General features: G+C 58.9%; 11 protein-coding genes and 1 tRNA gene. 7 read left to right on the forward strand and 5 right to left on the reverse strand.

Features of this window, described 5'->3' with window-relative positions:
- Positions 1–128 precede the first annotated feature (128 nt).
- Positions 129–1,559 (forward strand): DNA methyltransferase, encoded by a 1,431-nt coding sequence (locus tag AC4DF4_RS15875; RefSeq protein ID WP_490049089.1) that lies wholly within the window; start codon positions 129–131, stop codon positions 1,557–1,559.
- 8 nt (positions 1,560–1,567) lie between these two features.
- Here AC4DF4_RS15875 and AC4DF4_RS15880 read toward each other — a convergent pair whose 3' ends face one another.
- Positions 1,568–2,128 (reverse strand): PIN domain-containing protein, encoded by a 561-nt coding sequence (locus AC4DF4_RS15880; RefSeq protein WP_490049090.1) that lies wholly within the window; start codon positions 2,126–2,128, stop codon positions 1,568–1,570.
- 21 nt (positions 2,129–2,149) lie between these two features.
- Positions 2,150–2,605 carry a helix-turn-helix domain-containing protein gene (locus AC4DF4_RS15885; protein ID WP_490049091.1) on the reverse strand — a complete coding sequence of 152 codons (456 nt, stop codon included), beginning with the start codon at positions 2,603–2,605 and terminating at the stop codon, positions 2,150–2,152.
- 99 nt (positions 2,606–2,704) lie between these two features.
- On the opposite strand from AC4DF4_RS15885, the gene AC4DF4_RS15890 reads away from it, so the two are divergent.
- The 4 genes from AC4DF4_RS15890 to AC4DF4_RS15905 are packed head-to-tail and all read left to right on the forward strand — an operon-like array spanning position 2,705 to position 7,797.
- Complete coding sequence (locus AC4DF4_RS15890) at positions 2,705–5,962, forward strand: DEAD/DEAH box helicase family protein (protein ID WP_490049092.1); 3,258 nt, start codon at positions 2,705–2,707, stop codon at positions 5,960–5,962.
- 8 nt (positions 5,963–5,970) lie between these two features.
- A complete protein-coding gene (locus AC4DF4_RS15895; RefSeq protein ID WP_490049093.1) occupies positions 5,971–6,354 on the forward strand; it encodes a hypothetical protein in 384 nt (127 codons plus the stop codon).
- On the forward strand, positions 6,320–6,715 hold the full coding sequence (locus tag AC4DF4_RS15900; protein WP_490049094.1) for a hypothetical protein: 396 nt from the start codon (positions 6,320–6,322) through the stop codon (positions 6,713–6,715). Before AC4DF4_RS15895 ends, AC4DF4_RS15900 begins: the two co-directional genes overlap by 35 nt.
- Entirely contained in the window at positions 6,715–7,797 is a 1,083-nt protein-coding gene (locus AC4DF4_RS15905) for a tetratricopeptide repeat protein (protein ID WP_490049095.1), read from the forward strand. Before AC4DF4_RS15900 ends, AC4DF4_RS15905 begins: the two co-directional genes overlap by 1 nt.
- Before the next feature lie 132 nt (positions 7,798–7,929).
- On the opposite strand, the gene AC4DF4_RS15910 is transcribed toward AC4DF4_RS15905, so the two are convergent.
- A tRNA-Val gene (locus AC4DF4_RS15910) sits at positions 7,930–8,004 on the reverse strand.
- A 153-nt stretch (positions 8,005–8,157) separates the two neighbouring features.
- On the opposite strand from AC4DF4_RS15910, the gene dnaG reads away from it, so the two are divergent.
- Together dnaG and AC4DF4_RS15920 are read left to right on the forward strand one after the other, a co-directional pair.
- Entirely contained in the window at positions 8,158–10,065 is a 1,908-nt protein-coding gene (dnaG, locus tag AC4DF4_RS15915) for a DNA primase (RefSeq protein WP_490049096.1), read from the forward strand.
- A gap of 83 nt (positions 10,066–10,148) precedes the next feature.
- Positions 10,149–10,478, forward strand: a complete 330-nt coding sequence (locus AC4DF4_RS15920; RefSeq protein WP_490049097.1) for an HU family DNA-binding protein — start codon at positions 10,149–10,151, stop codon at positions 10,476–10,478.
- A gap of 494 nt (positions 10,479–10,972) precedes the next feature.
- Here AC4DF4_RS15920 and AC4DF4_RS15925 read toward each other — a convergent pair whose 3' ends face one another.
- Together AC4DF4_RS15925 and AC4DF4_RS15930 are read right to left on the reverse strand one after the other, a co-directional pair.
- Complete coding sequence (locus AC4DF4_RS15925; RefSeq protein WP_490049098.1) at positions 10,973–11,323, reverse strand: hypothetical protein; 351 nt, start codon at positions 11,321–11,323, stop codon at positions 10,973–10,975.
- 141 nt (positions 11,324–11,464) lie between these two features.
- A partial coding sequence (locus AC4DF4_RS15930; protein ID WP_490049099.1) for a hypothetical protein occupies positions 11,465–11,723 on the reverse strand: 259 nt, incomplete at its 5' end.

The raw sequence follows: 11,723 nt of genomic DNA on the forward strand, positions 1-11,723 counted from the left end.
CCCTGTCTGTTTACTCATGGTGTTGGTTGATTTGAAACGTTTGTTCAAACAGGCGATGTCGGAACATCGCCCGATCAACCAGCACCAATCGATTTTAACATTTTAACGAAAAAAAATCCTCTTCCGAGTTGATCTGGCAGGGAAGCTCGAAGAACGACCAAAAGTATATTTCATTCAGCCACGAGTATTTGCTCACCGCGTTTCGAGATAAGTCGCTCTGCGATGCCGACTCACAACGGTGGCTGGAGCGCAAGCCCGGACTCGATGAAATCTACGGTGCCTACCAGAAGTTCAAAAAAGAATTTCCCGAGAATCATCTGGAGCAGACAGCTGCATTAAAGGGGTGGTTTGCTGGATTAAAAGATTCTAATCCCGCTAAGCAGTGGAGCCATTATAGTCGAATCGAGCGGCGTGGAATCTACTTCCCGGACAATATATCAAAGCCCGCTAAGGGCTACTTCTATGACGTGCCCCATCCCGTCACAGGAAGAACATGTAAGGCTCCAAAAGGCGGCTACCGCTTCGTTTGGGAGACGATGCAAAAGCAACTAGCCGATGATCTCATTCATTTCGGACCCGATGAAACTACGGTTCCGTGTCGAAAGTCATTTTTGCACGAAACCGAATTCTCAAGTCCTCGTTCAGTTATCTATCAAGATGGGCGCTCCGCAACGAAGCGCATCGAGGGCTTATTCGGAACCAAAGAAGTTTTCGCCAATCCCAAGGATCATAACGTGCTCGCTCGCCTTTTCGCCATCTCCTGTCCAAACGATGCGGTCGTTTTAGATCCGTTCGCTGGATCGGGAACAACGGCCGACTCATTGCTTCAGCTCAACCGCGAGGACAACGGTCGCCGCAAGTATATTCTCATTGAAATGGGTGATCACTTTGACACGGTGCTCAAGCCGCGCATTGCCAAGGTCGTTTACTCACCGGATTGGAAGGACGGCAAGCCGGTTTTCCGCAACAAGGGTATTTCCCATTGCTTTAAATACGTGCGCCTCGAAAGCTACGAGGACACCCTGAACAATCTCCGCCTGCACCGCACCCGCGAGCAGGAACTGGCATTGGAGAAATTTTCACCGGAAGCCCGTGAGGACTATCAGCTCGGCTACATGCTCGATCTGGAAGCAAGCGGCAGCCAGAGCCTGCTCAATGTTTCCGCGTTCACCGATCCCTTCGACTATACTCTGCAAATCGCCACCGGCACAGCGGGCGAGACCAAGCCCACCCAGGTCGATCTCGTCGAAACCTTCAACTGGCTGCTCGGCCTCAGCGTGCTCGCCCAAGGCCAGGGCGGCGGCGTCACCTGGGCGGAAGGCACGAACCCCGAAGGTGAGAAAGTCCTCGTCCTCTGGCGCAACACCACGGCAGTCGATGCAGAGGCGCTGAACGCCTGGTGCAAAAAGCAGAAGATCAGCGTGCTCGATGGCGAATTCGCCGTGATCTACGTGAACGGCGACCACCATTTGGAAAACCTCCGCCGCGACGATCAAACCTGGAAAGTCCGCCTCACCGACGAGGAGTTCCCCAAGCTCATATGGGAGGGCTGCGAGTGATGGAGCGGTTATCCAAGTTCGATTCCGATGTCATCGGCCACTTGCAAGGCGAAGGCCGGCACGGGTTCCGCCAGACGCGTGATGACCTCGTGGATGGATATCCGCAGGTTGGCGGCGATTTCATGGAGCCGCTGGACGACGAGCGCCTGATTCAAGGAGTAGAGGCTGCTGAGAAACTTGGAGGGATGATGCGCCTCGATGTTCCAAGGTTCCAAGGCCGCAACCGGGAAGTCCTTCAGATTGAAGGTCACGATGATCTCGCACTTGCCACGGATGGCGGCGGCGAGGACGTGGCGGTCTTTGGCATCGTTCCCGACGCAGGCTTCGATCGGCTCGAATCCTTCAATGCTGGCTTCCGGAAAGTGCCGGGCGAGCTGTTGCCGCCGATGGACGATGAGATCGTCAGGCCAGCCAAATTTTCCCAACGCACGGTCGGTTTCGTCGAGAATCCGGTCGCTCCAGTAGGGAAGAAACAGCCGCGGCGTTTCAGCCAGGCGCAGAAGCAGGTCGGTCACCCGCTGGTTGGCGAGCACGCAGGCATCGAGCAGAACCGGAAAGTCGGCGGTCATCGGCGGAGGGCGGACTGTGGATCAATAAAGCCCGGCTTCCTCGGCTCTGCGCGCGAGTTCATCGAGCGCGGCACGGCGTTCCGCGTCGCGGGTTCGTTGGAAATCCATCAGGTCCTTCATGAGAATGCGCCGGTGGGCTCCGACCTTGTGGAAAGGCAACTCGTCGGATTCCAAGAGCTTGATGAGATGCGGTCGGGAAACCCCGAGCAGGTTGGCGGCGGCCTGGGTGGTGAGTTCCTGGGTCTCCGGAACCAGTGTAATCACCTTGCCCTCCTGCAACGCGGAAGCCACGCGGACGAGCATTTCGTAAATCGGCCGCGGCAGCTCGGTGCGGCGTCCGGTTTCGTCCACCAGGGCGGGCGGCCGTGTCTCACGGCGGAAGAGTTCCATCAGCCCGGTCACCGACTCCATTTCCTCGGAACTGAAGGCCGCTGGATCGAAACGGGACGAAAGACGGTTTTGGCGTTGGGTGATCATGGTGTCTCGAATACCCACAACAAAGTCGTTAAACGCAACAAACGCAACGCAAATATCGCGCCCGTTCGCTGAACGGCTTCCCCAGTCCACTTTCCCGCCATGCCCGCCCGCCGTAAATCCGCCCCGCCCCAGCTCGACTTCGATCAGAAGCTGGTCCTCCAGCAATGGATCTTCTCCCTGCTGGAGGCGCAGGACATTTACAGTCTCTGCGATGAGGAATTCCGCCATCCGGACGCCGAGAAATGGGATACGGAAAACGTCACCGAATACCACCGTCTGCTCACCCAGCGGACGGTCGAGCGCCAGCATCTTCCCAACGCCCTGTTGCGGGCTTTCGATGAAAACATCGTCCGTCACACCATGGCGATCAACGGCCGCAGGCCGGAGCCGATCCGCTGGAAATACTATCAATACACGGCGCTGCTGTTCACCGAGATCTACCTGCACTGGTATTTCAAGCGCCCGGCGGACTTGTTGGAATCGCTCAACCGGCACCTCGACTCGTTCAACGCGCAAGTCGAAAAGCCGGATAGATTACCGCCTTTTCGAACCGTCGATCTCAAGAAGCTTTGTTTCTGGCAGGCGACCGGCAGCGGCAAGACCTTGCAGATGCACGTCAACATCCTGCAATACCTCCATCACCTGCAACAGGCGGGACGACGGCATGAGCTGAACAAGATCATCCTACTGACACCCAAGGAAGGTCTCAGCCTCCAGCACCTCAAGGAATTCGCCGACTCGGGAATCGATGCCGAGCTGTTCGACAAGGACGGCACCAGCATGCGCTCGATGTTCTCCGGCCAGACCGTGGAGATCATCGACGTGAACAAACTCGCCGATGAATCGAAGGAAAAGACCGTGGCGGTCGATTGCTTCGAAGGAAACAATCTTGTGTTAGTGGACGAAGGCCATCGTGGTTCATCCGGTGAGGAATGGATGAAACGCCGTGAAAAACTCTGTCGCGATGGATTCAGCTTCGAATATTCCGCCACCTTCGGTCAGTCGGTGAAAGCGGCGACGGCGCAAAAAGACAAGACGGACGAAGATGGTAATCCAATTTACACTTTGGAGCAGAATTATGCCCGCTGGATTCTCTTCGATTACAGCTACCGATTTTTCTACAAGGACGGCTACGGCAAGCACTACCGCATCCTCAATCTCAAGGAGCAGAGGTCCGAAGAGCAGCGGAAACTCTACCTCACCGCCGCGCTGCTTTCGTTCTATCAACAGCTCCGCATCTGGCTGGATCATTCGGCGGAATTCGCCGTGTTCAACGTCGAACGCCCGCTCTGGGTATTCTTCGGCTCCAAGGTCAACGTCGTCCGCACCGAGAGCAAACATCAGGTTTCCGATGTGGTGGATGTGCTGTTGTTTTTCGCCGAGTTCTCCCGCAGCCGCAGCGAGTCCATTCACCATCTGGACATGCTGCTCGATGGAAGCGACGGACTCATCGACAAAAACAACCGCGTGCTTTTCGCCGATTCATTCCCCTATCTGAAAAAGCTGAAATTGAGCGGCGAACAGGTCTTCGACGACATCCTCAAGTCCTTCTTCAACTCGTCCACCGGCGGCATCCTGCACGTCCGGGATTTGAAAGGAGCTCAGGGCGAACTGAGCCTGTCACTCGGTGCCTCGGAACCCTTCGGTGTCATCAACGTCGGCGATGAAAAGAAGCTTCATGAACTCTGCGGCGAGCATCCGAATCACCTCGCCACCTCCGATCAGGAATTCGGCGGCTCGCTTTTCCGGAATCTTTCAAAACTGGATTCGAAGATCCATCTGCTGATCGGTTCCAAGAAATTCACCGAAGGCTGGAGCAGTTGGCGAGTCTCCGCCATCGGCCTGATGTATATGGGCCAGGGCGAAGGCTCCGAGATCATCCAGCTCTTTGGCCGCGGCGTCCGCCTCAAAGGCTGGAACACCACGCTCAAACGCAGCCGCGAACTCGTAAAACTGAATCTGTCGATCATGCAGGGTGCCACCGACGCGCAACTCCGCTTCCTGCCCTTGTGCGAAACCCTCGACGTCTTCGGCGTCCGCGCGGATTACATGGAGCAGTTCCGCGCCTATCTAGAGCTTGAAGGCGTCAACACCGATCCCGATTGGGAAACCGTCGAAGTCCCGGCGATGCCGACGCTCACCGATCTCCCGTTGAAAAAGCTCAAGGTCATCCGCGTGCCAGACGACATCGATTTCAAACGCGATGCTCCAAGGCCGGTCCTCGATCTGGAGAAAAACCACTTCCGCCGATCACCCGTGAAAGTGGACTGGTATCCGCGCATCGAAGCGATGAAGGCCACCGGGCAAAGCAACGTCGCCCTGATGGGCAGCCGGACCGAGAAGAAACTAGAAAAGCACCACCTCGCCTTCCTCGACCAAGAGTCGCTGCATCTTCGGCTTCAACAACTCAAAAACGAGCGAGGCTACTACAACCTCAGCGTATCACGCGCCGCGGTGGAAAGCCTGCTTTCCGATCCTCATTGGTATTGCCTCTACATCCCGCCGGAAGAACTCAGCGCTTCCCGTTTCGACAAAGTCCGCGTCTGGCAGCAAATCGCTGAAGCCCTGCTCTGCGGCTACTGTGAGCGACTCTACAAATTCCGCAAGCAGGCGTGGGAAAGCGAGCATGCGAAAGTCTATGATTTGACCTCGGACGATCCGAACTTCGTCAAAGAATACATTTTCCAGATCGACCGCAGTGAAACCGAGCTGATCCAACAAATCGAAGATCTATCCGCCACCGTGCGGAGTGGAAAACTCTTCAGCTATCGCGGCGTCCAAGGCCTCCAGTGGGACCCGCATCTCTACGCCCCGGTCATAACCATCAATGGCAACGCCATGATCGAAGTGTCGCCGATCCAGCTCAACCAAGGCGAGTGGGACTTCATCAACGACCTCAAGAAATTCCATCAAACCAGTCCCGGCTTTTTCGAGGGCAAAGAACTCTATGTCCTCCGGAATCGCAGTAAAAAAGGCATCGGTTTCTTCGAAGCCGGGAATTTCTATCCTGACTTCATCGTCTGGCTTCTCGTCGGCGACACCCAGTATCTCAGCTTCGTCGATCCCAAAGGCCTGCTTCACACGCAGGGCTTCGACGACCCCAAAGTCGAATTTGCCAAGACCATCAAAGAACTGGAAGCCCGGCTCAAGCAGGAGAATCCGAAATTGATCCTCAACTCCTTTATCATCTCCGGCACCTCGTTCCGGCAAATCAGTTGGTGGGACAAGCTGAAGACCGAGGCCGACTTCGCCGCCGCCCATGTGCTGCTTCAGAAGGATGAGCCGGAAACCTACATCGGGAAATTGTTCGAGCACATGCTGGCCGACGCTGGGACGCAAAAGACCCAACCCCAATAGAATCTATCATGCCCCTGCACCCCGCCGCCCAACAGATGATCCGGAAAGTCGAAGCGCTTTCCGGCAGGCCCGTGCATGTGGCGGAGGACCCGGATTTGAAAGTGATGGCGGCGGTCACCACCGCGCGGGGAAGCGCTCCGGCGCATTTCCTGCGGTATCGGCCGGGGACCCGTGCGGTGGATTATCTGGTGGTCTACCAGCTTGGGTTCCTGGTGCGCTTGTTTTCCTGTCCGGCGGAGAATCGCTGGGATGTGGTGTCGAGCGCCGCCGAGCAGGAGGCCGGAATCCGGTTGATGGGGCTGGAGGAGCATCCACGCGATTTCGCGGCTCCGATGGTCGGGCCAACTGGTGGTGCAGTTGCGGTCCTACTCGGTCGGGGCGCGGGTGGATGACTGGATTTGGAACCATCTGCCGGAACTCCGCGAGCAGCAGGAGCAGGCGGTCCGCGCGCAGCTCGATGAGGGCGGCCGTGCGCTGTCGCCGGAGATCCGCAAGCGCCTGCCCAAGGCCCTGGTGGATGCGAACTCGATCATGAACGCGGCCTACGCGATTCACTGGGGCGGGCTTTTGAAGGACAGCCGCTTCCAGATTCCCTTCAAGGCGCTGGGCTATGAAGCCAAGGCGCGGGAACTCCTGCGGGCGCTTGAAGAGATTCCCGACGAACCCGCCGCGGACGGCGCGCTGATTTCCCAATGGGCGGAATGCCTTGGACTGACCGGTGCCTTTCACTTTCAACCCCACCTTCTAACTTGATGACGAACACACCCCACGAGGTCCAACTGGCGCTGGACGAATTCGACCGCAGTCAATTGCCGGAGGCCCAGCGCGTGTTGTCGGGCGACGCGTTTCGCGAAGCGGTGCGCGAGCACTTCGCGGAGCAGTTCGCGGGACAGGGCGGCGGCGCGGAGATCGTGGTGACGGCGGACCGGATCATCATCCGTTGGAGTGATTCCACCGAGGCGAAGACGCTCGCGGAACGGGGTGTCGATTTCCTGAAAGCGGGCGATTCCGAAAAGGGAATCGCGATGCTGCGCGTGGCCCTCCAACGGGATCCGGCGGATGCGGATGCGCTTTTCAATCTGGCGATGGCGCTCAGCGACCAGGGGAAACTGGAGGAGGCGGTGGAATTGCTGGGCCGTTTGCTGGCGGACCATCCCTCCCACGCGCACGGCTGGGTGGCGCTCGGAGTCGCGCATGCGCGGATGGATCGGGATGAGGATGCCGTTGAGTCGCTCACGATGGCGGTGAGCCTGAACCCGGACGACGGCCATGTGCGCAAGAATCTGGGAGCGATCCTCTCGCGCTGCGGGTCCATCGATGAGGCGATTGTCCATCTTCAGGCTGCGGCGCGGCTGCTTCCGGCCGATCCGCAATGTTGGTTCAACCTGGCGGGGACCTTGGAAGAGTCGGGGAAAACGGAGGAGGCCGACGAGGCTTATGTGAAGGTTCTCGCCCTCGACCGGAACGGGCCCATGGGTGAAATGGCGGAACAAGGCCGCAGCCGGATCGCTCAGCAGGCATTCCGGATTCGCGGCGGTGGCCTCCGGCCGGATGCGGTTTCCTTCTGCCTCGGGGCCATGGAGCGCTTCGAGGGCCTGCCGCGCGCGGAGGTGCAGAAGATCACGTTCGAGATCGCGATGCTCGGCAGCCGGGGGCTGGATGTGAACACCCCGGCGGAGCAATACACGCTGCGCTCGATTCCGGGGAAATTCTCTGGGCTGCACCTGCTGTGCATCGAATACGTCGGCTTTCAGATCATCGATCCGAAAGTGGACATCGGGTTTGATCTGTCCGCGGAGTATGCGGCGGCCTGCGGGATGTTGGGGAACGGGTAATGCCGGGACTCTGCGGCTGGCAAATGGCGGCAGCTTGGCTGGAAAATCGCCTGAGTTACGAGAGTCTGACTTAGGACAAGCTTTAGGCAGCAAAGCGCCCTTTGAAATCCTGTAACCTATTGAGAATCAGGCTGGTGCACGCTGCAGGTTTCGAACCTGCGACCCCATCCGTGTGAAGGATGTGCTCTACCACTGAGCTAAGCATGCTTTGACCAGAAATGGCCGCGGAACCCGCGACCGGGCCAAAGAGTGGAGGAACGCGGACTGACTTGGCAAGCAATTCGATGCTTTCGCGCGGATTTTAAAATTCGACTTCTTTCGGGTGGCCCGCGGGGCGTAGTCTGCCGGCCAGCAAGACCCGTGGCCCAGATTCCCAAAGACAGTGTTGAGAAAGTGCTCGAAGCGACGGACATCGTCGATTTGATCGGTTCTTATATCCAGGTGAAAAAGGCGGGCTCGGCGTTCCGCGCGAACTGCCCGTTTCACAACGAGAAGACGCCGTCGTTTTACATCACGCCTTCCACCCAGCGCTTCCATTGCTTCGGCTGCGGCGCGGGCGGGGACGCGATTTCCTTCGTCCGCGATCATGAAAACCTGCCGTTCGTGGATGCGGTGCGGAAGCTCGCGTCGCGGGCGGGGATTCACCTCGTCGAGGAGGAGTCCGATCCGAACGCCGACCAATCCCGCCGCACGCGCGGACGCTTGCTAGACATTCATCGCGAGGCGACCGCGTTTTTCCACGAGCAGCTGATGCAAAATCCGGCGGCGGCCCATGCCCGGGATTACATGAAATCTCGCGGCTTCGGCAGCGCGATGGCGGTGAGCTGGTCGGTCGGCTGGATGCCGGACCACCCGAAGCTTTTCCTCGATTGGGCGCGCTCGCGGAAATTCACCGGCCGCGAGCTGGTAGATTCGGGGATCGTCAAACTCAAGGAGGACAACCAGCCGCGAGCCGGGCTCTTCGTGCGCTTTCAGGACCGGCTGATGTTTCCCATTCGCAACGAGATCGGCGACGTCATCGCGTTCAGCGGCCGGCAGCTCCGCGAAAACAAGAACAGCGGGAAATACATCAACTCGCCGGAGACCGCGATTTTCAAGAAGTCGCGGGTGTTCTTCGGCCTGGACCGGGCGAAGAAGCCGATCCTCAAGGAAAAAGCCGCGCTGTTATGCGAAGGTCAGATCGACGCGATCTGCTGCCACGAGCTGGGAATCGAGCACGCCATCGCCACCTGCGGCACGGCTTGCACCCGTGAACACGCGAGGCTGCTCAAGCGCTACACCAACAACGTGCTGGTCTGTTATGACGCGGACAAGGCCGGGCTGGCGGCGACCGAGAAGGCGTATCGCGAGCTCGTTCCCGAGGGGCTGTCCGTCCGCGTCGTCGAGATGCCGGCGGGGGATGATCCGGATACGTATCTCAAGGCGCATGGCGAGGAGGCCTTCCGGCAGCTTCTCTCTAACGCGAAAGAGTTTTTCCACTTCAAACTCGAACGGGCGAAGGCCACGGGAGTTTTCGACTCACCCACGGAACGGGCCGCCGCGCTGAACGAGTGCGCCGAGCTGTTATCGCTGATCACGGACTTCGCGGTGCAGGACAACCAGCTCAACATCGTGGCCGTGCACCTCCAGACATCGACGAGTTCCCTGCGCGAGGCGATCGCCAAAGCCAAGGCGCGGCCGAAGCGGGTGTATGCCGAAAAGACGGCGGGCGAAGGCGAGAGCCCACCGCCCGCCGAGCCGACGCGGCTGCACCGGATCGTCGCATTCCTCTGTCATCTCGCGCTTTCCTCCGGCCCTGCGCAGCGGTTTCTGGGAGAACAATTCGAGACCTTGCACGAGGCTAACCGCTGGCTAGAGGGAATCCCGCTGTTGGAGACCATCCTCGGCGCGGCGCCCGATCCTGCTTCGAACGCGGCGGTGAACACTTTCATGGGCGGTCTATCCGAAGCCGATCGACTCGCTCTCGCCCGCGAGACATCCAGCCTTGATGGCGTCTCGCTCGACGGGATGCAAGCCGCCGAGCAAGCGCTGGCATTGCTTTCCGGCACGGTGCTGCAACGGCGCGACGCCGCGGTGAAGGCCGAGCTCAAGCAGGCCGGTCTATCCGCAGAGAGGATGGTGGAGCTCCTGCACGAGGCCAAGGAAATCAGCGGCCTCCTGCGCGGCATCGGCCAGCGCTCGGAATTCGACGACGAGCTGCCCGCATCCACCTTCAAGGAAAAGCTTCCACCGTGGAAAAAACGGTTCGATCCGGCCAAGAAGGGCTGATTTGTGGCGGCTGGAGGCCAACACTTGCATTTTCTGGCATCGGCAGTCTTGACATCCGCGCTGGGTTCTCTGAAATCCCCCGCATGGCCAAGAAATCAGCACCCATCAAAGACAAGCTCAACAAGACCCAGATCCTCGACCAGATCGCGGAAAGCACGGAACTCAGCCGCAAGCAAGTGGCTGCCGTTCTCGACAGCCTGACCGACGTCATCGAAGCCCACGTGAAGAAGAACGCCGTCGGCGAATTCGTCCTCCCCGGTTTGATGAAGATCAGCACCGTGCGCAAGCCGGCGACCAAGGCGCACAAGGGCATCAACCCTTTCACCAAGGAAGAAGTGATGTTCAAGGCCAAGCCAGCCACCACGGTTGTCAAGGTGCGCCCGCTGAAGAAGCTCAAGGACATGGCTCTCTGAGAGCTGCTCTAACTTGCGGGTCGTCCGCATCCGAATAACACTCACAGCGGTCCCCGGTTCTTCCGGGGGCCGCTTTTTTACGGCCGGGCCAGAGGTCGCCGCTCCGGATAGAGCGCGGTCGGTTCGACGAGACACCATGGGTCCGGCCGTTCACGCAGTCTTTTGATCCGTCGAGCAGGGCAGCACTTCGCAAAGGGGCTTCTCCCCGGCAGTCATCGGTTTCTCCCGGCTCCCATCAACGGACAGATAACCCTCATCCGCCCACTTCGCTCGTCCCGGCATGGTCTGTAGGCGACGCCGGACCTGCTTCCCAGCGAGGTCCGATGTTCGTCGCCTCTGGATGAAATCCACTCATAGCGGGTGAAATTCCCTTGATGCCTGTCCCGGTGCTTGGTCCACTGATGGCGCAAAAAATCCGCCGGCCCTTGCGGACCGACGACCTCTTTAGCACCGACTTGCAGCGTCGTTTGACTCGGCTTTCTTAGGGTCTCGAATCAAGCGGCGTCTGCATCGGACGGGGCGGTTGCAGGAGCGGTCTTCAACGCTTTTTTCCTGGCGACCGTGCCGGTCTTCCGTTCGCTTTTCGGGATGAATCCCAGCGAGCGGTAGAGCTCACAGTCCTGCCCGTATTCCGGGGTTCCCCGGATCGAGTTGGCGATGAGCACCAGCTTCTCGTTCAGCGTCTCTTCGGCCTTGTCGCGTTTCAGCTTCAAGCCCGCCAGTTTGGTTTTTGCCGCTTCCATCGTTTTACGGACTTGAAGCGGCTCCATGGATGCCTCCTCGAACTGGGCGAGGGTGAATCCGGCGAACGTCGCACCCGGAGCGAACTCCAGCCATGAGGCCATGAGGCCAGGAGTTTTTCGCGCCGGAGCGACACGTTTTTGGTTTTGTTGTTGGCCATTGGTTTGGTCTGGTTTGTTCAAGTGCCGGGGAAGTCGTTGCGATAGGAAACACGCGGGACACTTCCTCGAACACGCCGGGCATCTTTAATGGGCGGATGGGGTCTGGGAAAGCGCCGGGATAAACCGGCTTGGAATAGAGAATGAAAGAGTCTTACAGAGAAAACCTAGCCAGTGACTCTGGTCACAAGCCCTACGCTGGGAGCGGTGACGCTCCGGGTGTAGCATGCCCGCAAGGACAGCAAGCTCAAGTTCACGGCCTTGTTGCATCATATCGATGAAGACTTGCTGAACCGCTCTTTCTTCAAGTTGAAGAAGACGGCGGCGGTCGGAGTGGACGGGGTGA

It is taken from the genome of Luteolibacter sp. (assembly GCF_058122085.1).

Bases quoted from the DNA above. Each gene is read 5' to 3' on its own strand.
- AC4DF4_RS15925 (WP_490049098.1), bottom strand. From the start codon at position 11,323: ATGGCCTCATGGCTGGAGTTCGCTCCGGGTGCGACGTTCGCCGGATTC.
- AC4DF4_RS15880 (WP_490049090.1), bottom strand. From the start codon at position 2,128: ATGACCGCCGACTTTCCGGTTCTGCTCGATGCCTGCGTGCTCGCCAAC.
- AC4DF4_RS15920 (WP_490049097.1), top strand. From the start codon at position 10,149: ATGGCCAAGAAATCAGCACCCATCAAAGACAAGCTCAACAAGACCCAG.
- AC4DF4_RS15885 (WP_490049091.1), bottom strand. From the start codon at position 2,605: ATGATCACCCAACGCCAAAACCGTCTTTCGTCCCGTTTCGATCCAGCG.
- AC4DF4_RS15905 (WP_490049095.1), top strand. From the start codon at position 6,715: ATGACGAACACACCCCACGAGGTCCAACTGGCGCTGGACGAATTCGAC.
- AC4DF4_RS15890 (WP_490049092.1), top strand. From the start codon at position 2,705: ATGCCCGCCCGCCGTAAATCCGCCCCGCCCCAGCTCGACTTCGATCAG.
- AC4DF4_RS15895 (WP_490049093.1), top strand. From the start codon at position 5,971: ATGCCCCTGCACCCCGCCGCCCAACAGATGATCCGGAAAGTCGAAGCG.